Origin of the sequence: Chryseobacterium sp. JV558 (assembly GCF_033712365.1) — a bacterium.
In the GTDB taxonomy this organism is placed as follows: Bacteria; Bacteroidota; Bacteroidia; order Flavobacteriales; family Weeksellaceae; genus Chryseobacterium.
This window is the reverse complement of sequence record NZ_WJHU01000002.1, coordinates 347,301-363,936: the sequence shown is the minus strand read 5'-3', so window position 1 is coordinate 363,936 and position 16,636 is coordinate 347,301. Positions and strand designations below refer to the sequence as shown.

The 16,636-nt window shown below is 34.4% G+C and carries 16 protein-coding genes and 2 tRNA genes; 7 read left to right on the top strand and 11 right to left on the bottom strand.

The window, feature by feature from the left end; translation table 11 throughout:
- Positions 1–48: 48 nt before the first annotated feature.
- On the bottom strand, positions 49–1,482 hold the full coding sequence (locus tag GFU89_RS07430; protein WP_318846532.1) for a hypothetical protein: 1,434 nt from the start codon (positions 1,480–1,482) through the stop codon (positions 49–51).
- A gap of 149 nt (positions 1,483–1,631) precedes the next feature.
- On the bottom strand, positions 1,632–4,526 hold the full coding sequence (locus GFU89_RS07425) for an alpha/beta hydrolase family protein (protein WP_318846531.1): 2,895 nt from the start codon (positions 4,524–4,526) through the stop codon (positions 1,632–1,634).
- A gap of 153 nt (positions 4,527–4,679) precedes the next feature.
- Here GFU89_RS07425 and htpG point away from each other — a divergent pair, with 153 nt between their 5' ends.
- Positions 4,680–6,572, top strand: coding sequence for a molecular chaperone HtpG (htpG, locus tag GFU89_RS07420; protein ID WP_318847157.1), 1,893 nt, complete (start codon positions 4,680–4,682; stop codon positions 6,570–6,572).
- Positions 6,573–6,961: 389 nt separating this feature from the next.
- On the top strand, positions 6,962–7,354 hold the full coding sequence (locus GFU89_RS07415) for a helix-turn-helix transcriptional regulator (RefSeq protein WP_318846530.1): 393 nt from the start codon (positions 6,962–6,964) through the stop codon (positions 7,352–7,354).
- Between the two features lie 271 nt (positions 7,355–7,625).
- On the opposite strand, the gene GFU89_RS07410 is transcribed toward GFU89_RS07415, so the two are convergent.
- Positions 7,626–7,922 carry a methylated-DNA--[protein]-cysteine S-methyltransferase gene (locus GFU89_RS07410; RefSeq protein ID WP_318846529.1) on the bottom strand — a complete coding sequence of 99 codons (297 nt, stop codon included), beginning with the start codon at positions 7,920–7,922 and terminating at the stop codon, positions 7,626–7,628.
- 88 nt (positions 7,923–8,010) lie between these two features.
- On the opposite strand from GFU89_RS07410, the gene GFU89_RS07405 reads away from it, so the two are divergent.
- On the top strand, positions 8,011–8,157 hold the full coding sequence (locus GFU89_RS07405) for a hypothetical protein (protein WP_184874058.1): 147 nt from the start codon (positions 8,011–8,013) through the stop codon (positions 8,155–8,157).
- Between the two features lie 379 nt (positions 8,158–8,536).
- Here GFU89_RS07405 and GFU89_RS07400 read toward each other — a convergent pair whose 3' ends face one another.
- From GFU89_RS07400 to GFU89_RS07380, 5 genes are all read right to left on the bottom strand, one after another.
- Positions 8,537–9,508 carry a deoxyhypusine synthase family protein gene (locus tag GFU89_RS07400; RefSeq protein WP_236853006.1) on the bottom strand — a complete coding sequence of 324 codons (972 nt, stop codon included), beginning with the start codon at positions 9,506–9,508 and terminating at the stop codon, positions 8,537–8,539.
- A 428-nt stretch (positions 9,509–9,936) separates the two neighbouring features.
- On the bottom strand, positions 9,937–10,317 hold the full coding sequence (locus tag GFU89_RS07395) for a GreA/GreB family elongation factor (protein ID WP_318846528.1): 381 nt from the start codon (positions 10,315–10,317) through the stop codon (positions 9,937–9,939).
- A 299-nt stretch (positions 10,318–10,616) separates the two neighbouring features.
- A complete protein-coding gene (locus GFU89_RS07390; RefSeq protein ID WP_318846527.1) occupies positions 10,617–11,261 on the bottom strand; it encodes a hypothetical protein in 645 nt (214 codons plus the stop codon).
- 48 nt (positions 11,262–11,309) lie between these two features.
- The gene (gene arfB / locus GFU89_RS07385; protein ID WP_318846526.1) at positions 11,310–11,702 is read right to left on the bottom strand and encodes an alternative ribosome rescue aminoacyl-tRNA hydrolase ArfB; all 393 of its coding nucleotides are present in this window, start codon (positions 11,700–11,702) and stop codon (positions 11,310–11,312) included.
- 8 nt (positions 11,703–11,710) lie between these two features.
- Positions 11,711–12,733 (bottom strand): AMP-binding protein, encoded by a 1,023-nt coding sequence (locus GFU89_RS07380; protein WP_318846525.1) that lies wholly within the window; start codon positions 12,731–12,733, stop codon positions 11,711–11,713.
- 98 nt (positions 12,734–12,831) lie between these two features.
- Between GFU89_RS07380 and GFU89_RS07375 the strand changes: the two genes are divergently transcribed.
- From GFU89_RS07375 to GFU89_RS07360, 4 genes are all read left to right on the top strand, one after another.
- A tRNA-Gln gene (locus tag GFU89_RS07375) sits at positions 12,832–12,902 on the top strand.
- Between the two features lie 228 nt (positions 12,903–13,130).
- Positions 13,131–13,201: transfer RNA gene (locus GFU89_RS07370), tRNA-Gln, on the top strand.
- A gap of 77 nt (positions 13,202–13,278) precedes the next feature.
- The gene (locus GFU89_RS07365; protein ID WP_318846524.1) at positions 13,279–13,575 is read left to right on the top strand and encodes a hypothetical protein; all 297 of its coding nucleotides are present in this window, start codon (positions 13,279–13,281) and stop codon (positions 13,573–13,575) included.
- Complete coding sequence (locus tag GFU89_RS07360) at positions 13,554–14,816, top strand: T9SS type A sorting domain-containing protein (RefSeq protein WP_318847156.1); 1,263 nt, start codon at positions 13,554–13,556, stop codon at positions 14,814–14,816. The genes GFU89_RS07365 and GFU89_RS07360 overlap by 22 nt, the downstream gene beginning before the upstream one ends.
- 126 nt (positions 14,817–14,942) lie before the next feature.
- On the opposite strand, the gene GFU89_RS07355 is transcribed toward GFU89_RS07360, so the two are convergent.
- The 3 genes from GFU89_RS07355 to GFU89_RS07345 all read right to left on the bottom strand — a co-directional run bounded on the left by GFU89_RS07355 (position 14,943) and on the right by GFU89_RS07345 (position 16,523).
- Positions 14,943–15,278 (bottom strand): hypothetical protein, encoded by a 336-nt coding sequence (locus tag GFU89_RS07355; protein ID WP_318846523.1) that lies wholly within the window; start codon positions 15,276–15,278, stop codon positions 14,943–14,945.
- Between the two features lie 32 nt (positions 15,279–15,310).
- Positions 15,311–15,646 (bottom strand): hypothetical protein, encoded by a 336-nt coding sequence (locus tag GFU89_RS07350; RefSeq protein WP_318846522.1) that lies wholly within the window; start codon positions 15,644–15,646, stop codon positions 15,311–15,313.
- A gap of 244 nt (positions 15,647–15,890) precedes the next feature.
- Positions 15,891–16,523, bottom strand: coding sequence for an HdeD family acid-resistance protein (locus GFU89_RS07345; RefSeq protein WP_047420013.1), 633 nt, complete (start codon positions 16,521–16,523; stop codon positions 15,891–15,893).
- Between the last annotated feature and the right edge of the window lie 113 nt (positions 16,524–16,636).

Genomic DNA, 16,636 nt, shown 5'->3' with positions numbered 1-16,636 from the left:
AGAGGTCATTCCGTGGAACAACCTCTTTAGTTTTTATATTCTTTAAAACTATTCAGCCATTTTACCTTGCAGCTGAAGTGCTCCGGTAACTTTCATTCCTTTTGTTGGAGTTTCAAATCTCATGTTCTCCTTATTAACAAAAGCATCAATAGTGAAGAAATCTTCATTCTCTTCGTTTGTGATCAGTTTCAGTTTCAGGATATATCCTTTAACGCTTCTGTCTTCAAGCAATTCCGTTTCCTTACAATCTACAATCTGAGCAATGAAATCAAAACATGCATAGTTAGGAAGATCCTGGCTTGGCGCATAGGTTGTAAAGTCTTCACTCATTTTAGTACCATCCGGTAAATCTGTGTTGGTATGAACATCAAGAATTAGAACAATTCCACTAAGATTTACTTTCAGATGAGGCTGTGTTAAATATTTGTTTCTGTTTTCCGCATAATCTGTCGCAAAAAACCAAACTCCGAAAGTATCTCTGGCAGGACCAGCTACAATCGCTTGTAAGTTCAACGCATTTTCCCATTCTCTGATTGATCTTGTTTCAAAATCTAAAACATAATCAGTTTTCACCTCCGGAATGATGGTACTCAATTCATCTGTAACAATAGTTTTAAACCTTACATCTTCAAATTCTGTTTTGCTTTTTTCTTCACCAGACGGCTCTGCAACCGTAGACTGCATTAAAACAGTGGTAAGGTATTGACCGTAATCTTTAGTCTGGAAATTTTCATGACCAAAAATCCCGCTCCATGTATTCACAAGATTATGAACATTCGATTTTCTTATGATGATTCCTGCTTCATTGGTAGTTTCAGGAGCTGCAATTCCTTCTGTATTCGGGAAATAATCTTTACCATCCACCAACTGGTGATTCATGATCTCATTATTTTCTTCGTGAGAAAACTCTGCAAAACCTTTATAGGTCACATTCTGGTTTTCGAAAACATAAGGAAGTCCCGTTTTTGCCTTACCAGCTCCTTCAAAATGGTAAGAAAGTGAAATTGCTTTAAACTCTTCTTCTTTGGTTGCCGGATTATGATTATCGTTATTATCAAACTGAGAATGATACAAAATCATATAAGACTTGATCTTACCTTCCTGAAGTTCGTTTTCAAGCTTTTCTTCCATTTGCGCAATCGCCTGTTGTGGAGCAAGTGCATAAGCATCTTCTGTCACCATATAAGCAAAACCTTCTACCTCACCATTTTCTTTTTCAAAAGCAGAAATAGGAGTATATTCACCTCTTAGCTGAAGTGCTATAGAATACACTATATAATCGTTATAAATTCTGATTTTTTCGTACTCACCATTTACCTTTGGCGCTTCCATTTGTGGTGAAGAGATTTCCGGTATTGTTTCCACAACCTCTTCTACGACTTCCTCCACTATCATTTCCTCAGGTATTTCCATTTCCTGAACCAAAGTACTTACATTTTCCTGACTGTTATTTTTCTTCTTAAAAAAATCAAAGATTCCCATACTGTTATTTATAATTGGCGGTAAATATAATAAAAAGCGATCAACAGATCCATCATAAAAAAATGCCATTGTGTCAGTTTATCCTTCGTCGTATTTTTTAAAGGATATTTTAAACAGAATCGGCGGAGCCTTTGGCTCCGCCGATTCTGTTAATTAGGCTTATCATCTGTTAACTCAAAGCCCCAATCTTTTCCTTTTTGGGTGGCTGGAATACCTTTCGTCATCCAGACCGGAGCTTTAGCACCCTTGAGATAATAATCAAAAAACTGCTGTTCACGGATTTGGATATCTTTTCTGTTCTGGCGCTTTACCAGATTGTGATCATCACCATTATAATTCAGAAGCCACACTGGTTTTCCGAGACGGCGTAATGCGGTAAACATTTCAATTCCCTGATACCAAGGCACTGCTCCATCTTTATCATTACTCATAATCACTACAGGAGTTTTTACTTTATCAATGGTAAAAAGCGGTGAATTTTTAATATAAAGATCCGGCGCTTCCCATAGATTTTTTCCTAATCTGCTTTGTGATTTTTCATACTGGAATTGTCTGTTCATCCCAGAAGTCCATCGGATTCCTCCATATGCGGAAGTCATGTTGACAACAGGAGCACCACTCCACGCAGCTGCATACATATTGGTATGAGCAATAAGGTAGGCTACCTGATAACCACCCCAGCTTTGTCCCTGAATTCCGATTTTAGCACCATCTACCCATGAATTTTGCTTTAACTTTTCAACTCCGGAATTAATATATTCCATCGCAGATTCTCCGGGAAAACCATCTGTATACGAAATATCAGGAGTGAAAACCAGATATCCGTTGCTCACAAAATAAGAAATATTTAATCTTGAAGGTGTTGGAGCTGGTGCTACATAACGGTTCAGATTATCCGAAAGCTTTTCATAGAAATAGACGATCATTGGATATTTTTTATTAGGATCGAAATTTTCCGGTTTGTATAAAACTCCTGTAGAAGTATGCCCTTTAGGTGTTGTCCAGTTTACCAATTCATCTGTACCCCAATTATAATGGCTTTGCTGCGGATTGGTATCACTCAGTTTTTGTTGTTTTGAGAAATCTGATATGGCAAAAATATTTGGAGAATCTGTGAATGATTCCTTTACCACAATATATTCTTCTGCATTTTTCGCTTTTTGAAGACTTCTGTATCCCCACACATTTTCCATTTGGATTTTTACCGGATCAGAATTCGACTGAATAGATGTTTTAAAAATACCATTCGCTTTGGATGTATTATCAAACGCTGATAAATAAATGGCAGATTTTCGGTTTAAACTTTTAATATCTTTATCTAAATCATAGGTATCAAACGTTATTCTATTTTTACGGCCAAATCCATTAGTGATATTTCTTGGCTTTTTTGATCCGTTCAGGAAAAATTCCCAAAGATCGAAACGGTCTTTGATAATAACAGACTCATCATTATCTGTCCAGGATGCAATTCCATAAGAACTTGGAAAATCAGGCATATCAAACTCTTCATCCACAAAAGAGACCGGCAATCCGTTACTCAATGAAACTGTTTGCTTTGTTTTAATATTATAGCTTTGCCAATTTCCTTTTTCTCTGTCAAAAATCACAACGAACTTCCCAAGTGGAGAAACAGCAACCGAGCCATTAAGGTTTTTAATAATTTCTGTTCTTTCTCCTGTTTTATTATCAATCAGGAAATATGTTTTCTTTGTTGCCCCTTCCCACTGTGAAGAAACACGGTTATTCATACTTGTAATACCAAGCGCAAATTCAGCATTTCCTTCGTTGACTAATCGTAAAGTATCCAGATCTTCACCGTCAATATTTCTAAAAAAATCCGGTTTTTCCGTCTGCATTACGGCAGCATAAGATTTTTTCAGGTCATTTTTCAATTCTTTTAGCTGTACTGTTTGCAGATAATCATCTTTATAATTCCAAACATCTACAACCGCATGGTCATTCGCTATCATCGCTGTGTCTTTTGCAATAGGTTTCGGTGCAACACCAAAATACAGCTGCTTTCCGTTTTTGCTGAATAAGGGTAAACGGTTTTCAGAAATTACCCAGTTCTTTTTCATCTGTGCATTTTCATTGGTGACAGTTTCCTTTTTATTTCCTTTAAAATTAAAGTAATACAACTGATACAATTTCACCAAATCATTTTGTGCAGAAGAAGTTCCCACATATGCCAGCTGATTTCCTTCTTCATCAAAAGACAATTGTGAAAAATCGCCTTCCATTTCTGAAATCTTAGTTACAGTTCCTTTCTGCAGATCTATAACCTGTACGGTTTGAAGTGCATATTTCTTTGGCTTTGATTTATCTGTATTTTTTTTGTCCGCAGATTTTTCATCTGTTGAATCCTTTCCTTCTTTTTTATCTTTCTTTTCGTCCGGTTTTTTAGTGACAAAAACAAGCTGCTTTCCATTTTTACTGAACTCATAACGGACTACATTATCATACTCCGTAGTTTTTCCATCCAAAAGATTTCGTACAACCAGCTGCAAAGGCTTTACATTTTTATCTTCATCTTTATTTTCGTCTCCATCTTCTTTATCAGAAGCATCATCTGAAGATTTATCTTTTGTATTTTCCAGGAGATAAGCAACATAAGAGCCTGTTTTTTCAGGAATTTTAAATGATTTCACATTTGGAATTTTCTCTGTTTTGTTATTTAAAAAATCAACAATTGCAAGACTGTCTTTTGTTAATTTATTTTTTTTAAGCTTTTTATCTTTTACCGCTTTTATATCTTTATACTGTGGACGGATTTGAAAAACAGCAAACCTGGAATCATTCGTAAAATCTACTTTTGTTCCTCTTGCAAATTTTTTTGATGTTTTATTTTTAACGGAATATAAAGAAAGGTTAGGATTTCCTTCCTGAGCATCCACAGAATAGGCAATCCATTTTCCATCATTGGAGATTTTTCTTGCCCCAATATTTTGCCAACTGTCATAGACAGAATGGTCTAAAGGTTTTTTCTGTCCATACACCCAGCAGGTCATGATGAGCAGAATAAAAACTGTACATTTCAACTTCATCTTTAAAAAATTTTTAATAATTAAAAATAAGATATTTCTTTGACAAATTCATAGCATAAGACTGTTTCACATTGAAAAAATGCCATTCTGTCACTTTCTTCTACATGGTATTTTTTTTGAGAAGTATGTTGAACAATTAAAATATAAAATATGATGACTAAAGGGAATATTAATGTATCTGTGGAAAATATTTTTCCGCTTATTAAAAAATTTCTTTACAGTGACCACGAAATATTCTTAAGAGAATTAATCTCCAATGCCACTGATGCTACTTTAAAATTAAAACATTTAACAAGCATCGGAGAAGCAAAAGTGGAATACGGAAACCCAAAACTCGAAGTTAAAATTGATAAAGACCAGAAAACTTTACGTATTATAGACCAGGGTATTGGGATGACAAGTGAAGAGGTTGAAAAATACATCAACCAGGTTGCTTTTTCAGGCGCTGAAGAGTTTTTGGAGAAATATAAAGATTCTGCGAAAGATTCAGGGATTATCGGACATTTTGGTCTTGGATTCTACTCTGCATTTATGGTAGCTGAAAAGGTAGAAATTCTTACAAAGTCTTACAAAGATGAGCCGGCAGTACGTTGGATCTGCGACGGAAGCCCGGAGTTTACGCTTGAAGAAACTACTGAAAAAACGGATAGAGGAACGGAGATCATCCTTCATATTGCTGAAGATTCTGTAGAATTTTTGGAAGAAGGAAAAATCCGTGAGCTGTTATTAAAGTATAACAAATTCATGCCTGTCCCAATCAAATTCGGAACAAAAACACATACACTTCCATTACCGGAAGATGCTCCTGAAGATGCTGTAGCTGAAACGGAAGAGGTAGACAATATCATCAATAATCCGGTTCCAGCATGGACGATTGCTCCAAGCGAACTGACTAACGAAGACTATATGAAGTTCTACCACGAACTATATCCAATGCAGTTTGAGGAACCTTTATTCAATATTCACCTTAATGTTGATTATCCATTCAACCTTACCGGAGTTCTTTTCTTCCCGAAACTGAGCAATAATTTGAATATTGACAAGGATAAAATTCAATTATATCAAAACCAGGTATTCGTAACGGATGAAGTAAAAGGAATCGTTCCAGACTTCCTGATGCTTCTGAGAGGAGTCATTGATTCTCCGGATATCCCATTGAACGTTTCCCGTTCTTATCTTCAGGCAGACGGTGCGGTAAAGAAGATCTCATCTTACATCACGAAAAAAGTTGCCGACAAAATGGCTTCTTTGATCAATGAAAACCGTGAAGATTATGAGCAAAAATGGAATGACATTAAGATCGTAATTGAGTACGGAATCATTACAGAAGAGAAATTTGCTGAAAAAGCAGACAAATTCACACTGTATCCTACAACAGACGGAAAATATTTCCTTTGGGATGAATTGATTGAAAAAATCAAACCGATACAAACGGATAAAGACAACAAACTGGTTGTACTATATGCTACCAATGCTGATGAACAGCACAGCTACATCCAATCTGCAAAGGATAAAGGATATGAAGTTCTGTTACTAGATTCTCCTATCACTCCACACGTTATCCAGAAGTTGGAAACGTCAAAAGAAAATATTTCTTTTGCAAGAGTAGATGCGGATCACGTGAACAACCTGATTAAAAAAGATGAGCCAACAATCTCAAAACTGAATGACACTGACAAAGAATCTTTAAAAAAGAACGTGGAAGAAGCTATCCAGGATACTAAGTTCACCGTTCAGCTTGAAGATCTGGACAGCAATGATGCTCCGTTTACCATTACCCAGCCAGAATTTATGAGAAGAATGAAGGAAATGCAGACTACAGGCGGTGGCGGTATGTTCGGAATGGGAGGTTTCCCGGAGATGTACAATCTTGTGGTGAACTCCAACAGTGAGCTTTCTAATCAGATTTTAAAGACTGAAAATACGGAAGAGAAAGAAAGTTTGATCAAATATGCTTTGGATCTTGCCAAGCTTTCACAAAACTTACTGAAAGGAAAAGACCTGACAGATTTTATACAGAGAAGCTATAAGCAACTTGAAAAATAATATACACGAGACTGTTTCATTTTGAAGCAGTCTTTTTTTTGTTTGAGAACAATATTGGAAAACATAAAGGGGCAATTTTTTGATATTATTCATTTTAAGGTGCAAAGATTTTTTCTGTAATAAAATTTTATATTCCTATAAGAATTGATCCTTGCTGAAAATCGTTGATTTTCTTGCGCCCCAAAATCTTCATAACGCATGAAACTCTTTGCACCTTTGCGTTTTTCCAACAAAACAAACTAAAAATCATTAACAGTTACTCCAAATAAGATTCATATTATAAAGCCTTTCTGTATTTTCTATTCGTTTTCACGGCTTTCCTCTATATTTTTTCTGTTTCCTATTGTATAGATTATGCTTTTTCGCCATTTTTGTATAAAATGTCGGTCATGCAAAAAGAAAAATTACGCGTCATCAGAAAGCAAAAAGGCTATACTCAGCAGCAGGTAGCTGACTTTATCGCAACAGATGTATCTAATTACAGCAGAAAAGAAAGCGGTGATGTAAAGATTGTAAGAGATGAGTGGGACAAACTTGCCCGTTTTCTGGATGTACCAATTGAGGACATTTATGAAGAAGAGGAAGCTACAGTAGTAATTAATAATAACCATCCTGTATTTAATGACAGATCTTCTTCTGCAGGAGTTATTAATAGTCTGAATAACTATGATAATATTCCGGGAGCTATTATTGAAAATCTACAAAACTATATTACTTTATTAAAAGAAGAAAATACAAGACTTAAAGAGGAATTAAAAGGTCTCCCAAGCGGAAAAAAATAATAAGGTTTAAAACTTTAAAAATATTGATGTCACTCATATTAAGTTATGGAGTGACATTTTTTTATCCTATTATTTTTGACGCAAAGTACTTAATGATTCGAATGTTTTTATTTCAGGAGGCGAAGAGTTGCGACTCTATCGCTGATGAAGCTTTGGGGTTATACGTTCGCTTAAAAAAATCAATGAAATTTATTCCCTTCTTTGCTCCCTTAAAAATAGTACAGCATACAAATGAAACCTTTGCGTTAAAAAGAATTCAAATACCTTTAATCTATAATTCAGCCAACGGATCCCAGAACAGTTTTTTGAAATTTTTTATCCTAAGATTTTCCACGGTGATTCCTTCGGCTTCCAGCTTAGGTTGAAATTCAGGAACAGATAATACTCCTGAACTGGAAATAACACGGTGGGCCGGAACATTTTTCGGGCATCCTCCCATCGCTTTTCCTACATGACGAGAGTGATTGGGATAGCCAACTGCTTTTGCAATGGCACCATAAGTAGATACTCTCCCTTTAGGAATAAGTCTTGCCACTTCGTATACCTGTTGTTTGAAAATTTCGTCCATATTCCTTTATTATTTTTAGCTGGCGATCTTTTTTGCATCATTTTTGAACTCTCTTAGACTCAATGATGTTTCATTAAAAGATAAAGATATGAAAAAATCATTTTTCAGGCTGTTGAATGCAGTCAATAAAAAGATTCTCCCGAAGCTGAGTAAAAAGGATCCTAATCATTTGACGAAGGTTGAGAAAGGTATTCTGGCGTATCGCTATTTTGTGCTGGTGAATTCTTTGGACTAATATTTTCCTACAGATAAAACAGATTTTCATAGATGTCTCTGGAGAGTTTTGAAACCGCAAAGGCGCTAGTCTTTCTGACATGATTCATGCTTTAAGGCGCAAGGATTTTATCTTCGATAAAATGGTATATCATTATTTATTTGAACCGTTAAGGCCATTTAAGTTTTTAAAAGTATTAAGAGAATAGCTAAAGCTATTTTTTTAGCTGTGTGCTTTATTTTCATCAAAGATGAAACTTCATTTTCTTATTCTCTCCATTTTTCTTAATGGTTTAAATAGTTTGAGTTTTTAAAACAAATCTATTTCTAAATGCTAAAATGAAAAAGCGCTCCAAATAAATTGAAACGCTGTATGGTAATCTCTGATGAGAATTTTGTTCTTAGTTTTCTAAGATGTAAGAGAACATTAATGGTGCACAGATTGTTGCATCACTTTCAACGATAAACTTCGGTGTAGTGATATCGAGTTTACCCCAAGTGATTTTCTCATTTGGAACTGCTCCTGAATAAGAACCATAAGAGGTTGTAGAATCAGAAATCTGGCAGAAATAAGACCAGAAAGGAATGTCATGCATTTCCATATCCTGATACAACATTGGCACTACACAGATAGGGAAATCTCCTGCGATACCTCCACCAATCTGGAAGAACCCAACTCCTTTTCCTGCTGAGTTTTTAGTATACCAGTCAGCAAGGTAAGTCATATATTCGATTCCTGATTTCATTGTAGTCGCTGTAAGCTCTCCTTTGATACAGTAAGAAGCGAAGATGTTACCCATTGTAGAATCTTCCCATCCCGGAACTACAATTGGCAGGTTTGCTTCTGCTGCAGCAATCATCCAAGAGTTTTCTCTAGGAATTTCATAATACTGCTCCAATACTCCAGAAAGGATCATTTTGTACATGAATTCGTGAGGGAAATATCTTTCTCCTTTAGCTTCTGCATCTTTCCAGATCTCCACAATATGTTTTTGTAATCTTCTGAATGCTTCTTCTTCAGGAATACATGTATCTGTAACTCTATTTAAACCTCTTTCTAAAAGATCCCACTCATCCTGAGCTGTCAGATCTCTATAATGAGGAACTCTTTCATAGTGAGAGTGAGCCACAAGGTTCATTAAATCTTCTTCAAGGTTAGCCCCTGTACAAGAGATAAAATCTACTTTCCCCTGGCGGATCATTTCTGCAAGAATTTTACCCAATTCAGCAGTAGACATTGCTCCAGCTAAAGTGATCATCATTTTCCCGCCATCTTTAAGATGTGCAACATATCCTTTAGAAGCATCCACCAATGCAGCTGCGTTGAAGTGCAGGTAATACTTTTCTATGAATTCAGTTATCGGTTTGCTCATTTTTTAAATTTTTGCAAAGATAAAACTTAAAAACGGAATGCAGTCAAAGCACTTCAAGAAAGTACCATAGAGAGATCTTTTTTTATCATTTGTTAAATTACATTTGTTGGAAACACAAAGGCGCAAAGAGTTTCATGCGTTATGAATATTTTAAGGCGCAAGAATATCTAAGATTTTCAGCAAGGGAAACATTAAATTTTCGTGCAAATCATACAGATTGTGCATATATTTTATGTAAATATGCAAAATCAGCGTGAGATTAAATAAAATATACAGTACACAATTTTATCAAAGATAAAATCTTTACATCTTACAGGATTTAAAACAATTTGCGTCTTTACGTTTTCCAAAATTAAGTCTATAAAAAAGCGCAACTCATACGAGCCACGCTTTCATTGTAATTCAACCTAATAGCATTCAACAGGAATTTACCCTTCCCAGGTTTCTACTTTCAGGATTTCAATTTTTCTTTCGCCATCTCTGAACGGCCAGCTGATAATATCCCCCACTTTATATCCTACTACTGCAAGAGCAATATCCGAAAGTATGGAATGTTTATTCTTTTTAAGTTTTGCTTTAGTAGATGGCACAAAAATATATTCATGCTCAAAATCCAAGGTATGGTCTTTTAAAGTTACTTTTCTTTCAACTGTTACAATATCAGCAGGCAGATCTCTTCTCAATACCTGTTTCGCTTTTCTAAGTTCTTCAGTTAATCTTTTTTCTTCTCCGATGCTCACTTTTTTTCTTCTGAGTGTATCTTTTATAGCATCATAAATCCCGGTAGTTACAATAATATGATTGGACATTTTCTTCAATTTTTTTAATTAAAATGCAGTTATCCCAAAAAATCCAATGTAGAATCCAGGCATACAACAGCCTTCTTCTATAGAAAACCGCAAAAAAGCAATAAATAAAATCCGGAAAAATCCCCTGTCTTGGATCCTGACAGGGCTTAATTGATAAAGTCCTTAGAACTTTTCAGAAAAGAATCTGTATGTAGATAAAGTAATGACAGCAACAATCCTGATTGTCTGCGTTCTGCTGATAAAGAGATTGTTGCTGCCATTATTATAAAATTCTTTGTAATCCTTACAAAGATAGTAATTTAAAAACGGAATGTAGCTGCTGCGCTTAAGGAAACTCTTGTCAGACCTTCTTTCTGGTCATCACCAAGATCAACGGTTTGTCCATTAACTTTTATTTTGCTCAATGTTCCTGCCGTAATTCCCAACTTAGGACCTATCATAAAGTTTTTCGAAACTGCATATTGATAGGCTGCCCCCAGTTCCAGACCAAGGTTGGAACCTGTTCCTTTTACAGCTTCTGTTTTTGTAGTGTAGGTAATCACTCCAAGAGATACATCAGCAACAATTTTATGGTTTGTAGGTTTGGTATAATTGGAAAACATAACGGACGGTCCAAAGAATGTAATATTATCTTTAGTACTTATAGAAGCTGTAACAACCTGTCCATTCATATTGTATCCGCTCAATACAGCACTGCTGGAAGCGTTATAATTGGAAAATTTAGCACCAATCCCAATATTTTTCACATTATAATAAGCAGCAATTTCAAAATGAACTCCGTTTTTCAACCCTTTAACGTAATTTTTTTCTGCCATGGAAAGTCCAGGTGCTGTTTTAGCTACTCTCCACGCATATCCTACAGCCGGTATGATGGTTATTTTTTCCTGTGCAAAAGAAAGTAAAGAACTCGAAATAGTTCCCAATAGAATTAGTTTTTTTATCATGGTTTTAAAGTTTCCGGCAAAATTAAAATTTTCTCCGGGAGAAACAAGCTAAAATTTAAAGCGTCTGTTCTCTTTTTTATCAGAAAGTTTTTTCTTGCCATCAAGTCTTTTTTGTTTCTGAGCTCTTGAAGGTTTTGTTGCCGTTCTTTTCTTTGGAACTATGAGGGCTTTATTTACAATTTCAATTATTTTTTCAATGGCTTTATTTTTATTCATCAGCTGAGTTCTGCTTTCAGAAACTGTAAGGAATAAAAGGCCATCTGCATTGATCCTGTTTTTCACTTTATCCTGAATCAATATTTTTTCATCATCACTGAAAAATTCTGAGGAATCTACTTTCCAAAGTACAGTAACAGCGGTTTCCACTTTGTTGACATTCTGCCCTCCTGCCCCGCTGCTTCGGGACGTTTTGAAACTGAGTTCTTTTGAAAAGTCTTTCATGTTTTTGACTAAATATTTATATTTTTATGCAATTCCATTCTGTTTACTTTTCCGTTGGGTGTCCGCGGAATTTCACTGATGAAAATAATTTCTTTGGGTTTGTGAAAACTCTTCTCAAAAGGGATTTCTGAGATTTTCTTTATGACCTCATCAGATTGATTTCCTTCTATAATCAGTATCAATTTCTGCCCCAAACTTTCATCCGGAAAACCGATAAATACGGCTTCATTTGGAATTTCTTTTTTCACCAATGTTTCAAGAGTTTCTGGAAAAATTTTCGCTCCTCCTGAATTGATCACATTATCAATTCTTCCCAGGAATTTAAACCTTTTTTCGTTTCTAATATCAACTAAATCATTAGTTTGCAATTCTTCAGCATTCACATTAGGGGCAAAAATTTTCAGACACCCCCGATCATCCAAAGAGATGGACACATTTTCAAAAACCGTAAAATAATCTTCCTGTTCCGGCATCAGTTGTTTTAAACCAATATGAGAAAGCGTTTCTGACATTCCATAGGTTTCAAAGATATGGTTTGAAGCACTGAGGTTCATCTGTAGGATTTTATTTTTCAGACTTTCTGAAACTGCTGCACCACCAATAATCAGGTTTTTAATCAGATGAATTTTTTCCAGTGAGTTTTCTACCTGAAGCGGTGTCATGGCACAAAAATCTATTTTTTCTTCTAAATCCTCAACAGGTTTCAAAGAAGGTTCTGCAATTCTTAACTTCAACTCTCTTTCTATAGAACGGACTATCATCATTTTTCCTGAAATATATTCTACAGGAAGGCAGAGTAACGCAGTATCTCCTTTTTTTAATCCCAAAAAGTTACAGGTCATCACTGCAGAGTTGATCATTTTCTTTTTTTCGATCTCAAAGATTTTTGGTACTCCTGTAGAGCCTGAAGTCTGTACATTCACTCCCACTTTTTCTGAAAACCACTCTTCAAGAAAAATTTTCACTTTTTTTTCAAATTCCGTATGGAACGATAATTTATTAATATTGAGATTATTGAAGTCTATCAGCATATTTTCCGTAAATAAAATCCACAGTAAATTTAAAAAAAAAATCAAAAATCCTTGTATATAAATAAAAAAGATGTAAATTTGCACCACCAAAATAAAACAGACCTATAGTGTAACGGTAACACTCCGGTTTTTGGTACCGTCATTCGGGGTTCGAATCCCTGTGGGTCTACAAACCATCCTTTTTAAGGATGGTTTTTGTTTTATATTTAATATCATATTTTTCATTAAAATTTCATCTTTCCCGGATTTAATTTACTGACAAAACAGTTTTATCCTACTTTTAATTGGTGTAGAATAAAAAAACAAATACTATTTTTTGATGTAGACAGTAGAAAATTGAAAGAAGATATTTGTAAATAAGAAAAAAATACATAAATTTGCATCACCAAAATAAAGCAGACCTATAGTGTAACGGTAGCACTCCGGTTTTTGGTACCGTCAGTCGGGGTTCGAATCCCTGTGGGTCTACAAACCATCCTTTTTAAGGATGGTTTTTTTATTCCTGCTTTTATTTCTGATTAAATCTTTATAAAAAACTATAACCTATGAAAAAACATTATTTCTTTTTATTTTCAATTATCAGCATTTTTTTGAACGCCCAAAGTTTTAGTTTTGATTCTACATTCGGAAATGGTGGTTATTGCATGTATGATGATTTTTATGAAACATCGGATGCCGTCATGCTTCCAGATGGTCAATTCATTACTGCCACATCTACAGGTTCTATCACAATAAGAAAGGTAAACCAAAGTGGAATTCTTGATACAGCTTTTGGCACAAAGAATTATGATATGGGCAGCAATTCATCAGATAAGAGTGAATCTATAAAAAAATTGTTTTAAATAACAATAAGATATTAATCTATGGAAGGGTAAATGCCACTCCTACCCACAGCTTATATGATTGGTTTCTAACCAGAATTAATCTGGACGGATCTTTGGACACCAGTTTTGGTACTAATGGATTTACCACTCAATCTGTGAGTCAAAATGGTACAGCAGATGATATTGCGGTAGATCAGAATGGCAACAGCTACCTTCTTGTTTCCAACATGGGTTCTTATATGGTAAAAGTAAACCAGAATGGAATGATTGATAATAATTTCGGTACCAATGGAAAGTTATCACTTAGTACATTTTATCCCAAAAAGTTTTATATCCAGAATGACGGAAAGCTGGTAATGGCAGGTACTAAAACTAATACCCTAACCTATACTGAGGATTCTTATATCGAAAGAAGACTGCCCGATGGTACTTATGATACTACATTTGGTAATAATGGATCTGTTTTTATTCCTAATACGGATGGTTCTGTAGCCAGAAATTTTGAATATGATTATACTAATAATTCGATCTTAGTGCTACATAGTAAAAATACGACCTTTGGAGGTACTTTCTTTTTGTCTAAAATTCAAATTTCAGACGGCTCTTCTGTTACTGGGTTTTCCAATAACGGAAGAACACCAGATTACAGCTTTAACACTGCACAGCAACTGACATTGGGACAAATTACCGTATTACCAAATTCAAAAATAGTAGTAATGGGGGCTTTAATGAATATGTATAATGGTACTCCAAACCTTATTCAGCAACTATTTGTAACAAGATTAAATGCTAATGGCAGTGTGGATTACACTACTTCAAGTACTGGTTTTCAGTATTTCATGGCTGCTCCTCCTGCTGCATCAATAAGAGCTGATTATGTTAAAAAGTTATTTAACCTTAATGATGGCTCACTTGTTCTTGCATATTCCGGTGGTAGTGTAACGTATGGCTCTAAGTCTTTTTTGACTAAGTTTAACAGTGGTTTCTTAGGACTGAATGATATCTCTGATAAAGATCAGAATACTACTTTTACCCTTTACCCTAACCCGGCGGGTGATAACATTACGATACAAAATAAGAAATACAGCAGCGAAAGTTTTGGGTACAATATTTTTGATATGTCCGGGAAAAAAATTCAAAATGGTTCTTCAAAATTCAATGAACAAATAAATGTTCAGAGACTGGAAAAAGGAAATTATATGATTCTGTTTGACACTAAAAAAGGAGATAGACAGTCTTTGAAATTATTGAAGAAATAAAAGTAGATATTGATCCTTTATAAATAGAAACCATTCTTTCAAGGATGGTTTCTATTTATTTACTGATACACATTTAAATTGAGATTAAAATTTTATTTTTTGAAATTATTAGAGTAAGTATTATACTTACCTATAAGGCTTCCCTTTACAATACCAATCATGTCTGATAATGGTATCTTTTTTATGAACAACAAGTTCTAGATTTCCTGCTCTCTTAATTATTGTATCTCCCGCTTCCACTTCATTATAATCGTCAATCCAGTTATTGTGTACCATAATATTTGACTTCTCATAGGTTATGGGATGATAACCTGTAATTTTGATCCAGGAATTATCTATACTAGCTTCTCCGACAATCATATTATATTCATCAGGATAGAAAGCTTTTTTTACATCATTACAATCAGGTTCTCCACATGAAGTCACCAAGATTAAAAAGCTAAAAAAAACAAATATTTTCATACTTTAATCAAATATTAGGGTAAACATTTAACTTATTTATAAGCTTTTCCTTTACAATACCAATCATGCCTGATAATGGTATCTTTTTTATGAATAGCAAGCATTAACTCTCCCCTTTTCTTAACTATTGTATCTCCTTCCTTAACTTCATCGAAGTCTACCATCCAATTATTATGCACCATAATACTAGATTTTTTTTCAGTTACTGGAACAGAACCTCTAATTTTTATCCATACTTCATTTATATTTGATTCTTCCACGATTATATTATATTCATCAGGATAGAATCCTTGTTTCACAGTATTACAATCAATTTCTCCACAAGAAAATAAACCTAATAAAAAAACACAAAAAACAAATATTTTCATAATTTAATCTAATTGAGATCTATGCCCAATTTTTTTTTCAAACCAATTTCTATTGGACCTCGTTATCTGATTTCTATTTTACTTTGAGCACAAGAAAATATAATAAAAATTAACCATTAAAGGTATCAAAATATTTTTCATCAATACAAAATGCCTAGTTATTTTTCCAGCAATGTATTTCATTTTCCCTAAAAATAATAAAGACCTTTTTACAAGGTCTTTATATTTAGAAGTAATTTACTTATTATTTTTTCAGATCATCAATCTCCTCCTGTATAGATTTGATTCTGTCTCTTAATTCCTGACTTACTTTTCCTGGGATTTTTTTAATTTTCCTTAAATCCAGAGCGAGCATAATGGAAGCAATTCCCATGAAAATGAAAGAAACACCTGTAAGGGTAACTAATGAAATTCCTGTAAACACCGGATTAAATATCAGCAATAGAGAAAAGATAATTCCTCCGACGCTGGCAAGGGCTACATTTCCCCAACTCATTATTCTCATACTTCTCAGATCAAATGCGAATCCTAATAATTGAAAGGAACGGAACAGTAAAGTAAATCCTATGACAAACGGAAGCACAGTCATTGAAATCTGAGGATTTGCGATGAGATATACTCCTATTGCGGTAGTTAATAATCCGCTTACCAAAAACCACCCCCAGCCCTGCAAGGATTTACTGTTTTGTAAGGAAAAAAATATTTCCGTAATTCCTGAAAACAGAAATGAGACACTGAAAAAAATAGAAAGTGTAACATATGTTGCAAGCGGCACACTGAATACATAAAAACCACAGATCAGAAATATAATTCCGAAGATTAATGGGATGTACCAATGTTTTACGGTGTTGGTAAGAGTTTGAAATAAATTAGCCATAGGTGTTTTTTTTGGTCCTGCCTACTTTTTTGTAACGGTTTTCGGCTTATCCGCAGGTATTTCAACAGATTAAAATTTCACCTAAATTTGAAATATAACCTCTTACTAATATA

Excerpts from the sequence above, each read along its gene's own strand:
- GFU89_RS07430 (WP_318846532.1), bottom strand. The coding sequence starts at position 1,482 with ATGGGAATCTTTGATTTTTTTAAGAAGAAAAATAACAGTCAGGAAAAT.
- GFU89_RS07425 (WP_318846531.1), bottom strand. The coding sequence starts at position 4,526 with ATGAAGTTGAAATGTACAGTTTTTATTCTGCTCATCATGACCTGCTGG.
- htpG (WP_318847157.1), top strand. The coding sequence starts at position 4,680 with ATGACTAAAGGGAATATTAATGTATCTGTGGAAAATATTTTTCCGCTT.
- GFU89_RS07415 (WP_318846530.1), top strand. The coding sequence starts at position 6,962 with ATGCAAAAAGAAAAATTACGCGTCATCAGAAAGCAAAAAGGCTATACT.
- GFU89_RS07410 (WP_318846529.1), bottom strand. The coding sequence starts at position 7,922 with ATGGACGAAATTTTCAAACAACAGGTATACGAAGTGGCAAGACTTATT.
- GFU89_RS07405 (WP_184874058.1), top strand. The coding sequence starts at position 8,011 with ATGAAAAAATCATTTTTCAGGCTGTTGAATGCAGTCAATAAAAAGATT.
- GFU89_RS07400 (WP_236853006.1), bottom strand. The coding sequence starts at position 9,508 with ATGAGCAAACCGATAACTGAATTCATAGAAAAGTATTACCTGCACTTC.
- GFU89_RS07395 (WP_318846528.1), bottom strand. The coding sequence starts at position 10,317 with ATGTCCAATCATATTATTGTAACTACCGGGATTTATGATGCTATAAAA.
- GFU89_RS07390 (WP_318846527.1), bottom strand. The coding sequence starts at position 11,261 with ATGATAAAAAAACTAATTCTATTGGGAACTATTTCGAGTTCTTTACTT.
- arfB (WP_318846526.1), bottom strand. The coding sequence starts at position 11,702 with ATGAAAGACTTTTCAAAAGAACTCAGTTTCAAAACGTCCCGAAGCAGC.
- GFU89_RS07380 (WP_318846525.1), bottom strand. The coding sequence starts at position 12,733 with ATGCTGATAGACTTCAATAATCTCAATATTAATAAATTATCGTTCCAT.
- GFU89_RS07365 (WP_318846524.1), top strand. The coding sequence starts at position 13,279 with ATGAAAAAACATTATTTCTTTTTATTTTCAATTATCAGCATTTTTTTG.
- GFU89_RS07355 (WP_318846523.1), bottom strand. The coding sequence starts at position 15,278 with ATGAAAATATTTGTTTTTTTTAGCTTTTTAATCTTGGTGACTTCATGT.
- GFU89_RS07350 (WP_318846522.1), bottom strand. The coding sequence starts at position 15,646 with ATGAAAATATTTGTTTTTTGTGTTTTTTTATTAGGTTTATTTTCTTGT.
- GFU89_RS07345 (WP_047420013.1), bottom strand. The coding sequence starts at position 16,523 with ATGGCTAATTTATTTCAAACTCTTACCAACACCGTAAAACATTGGTAC.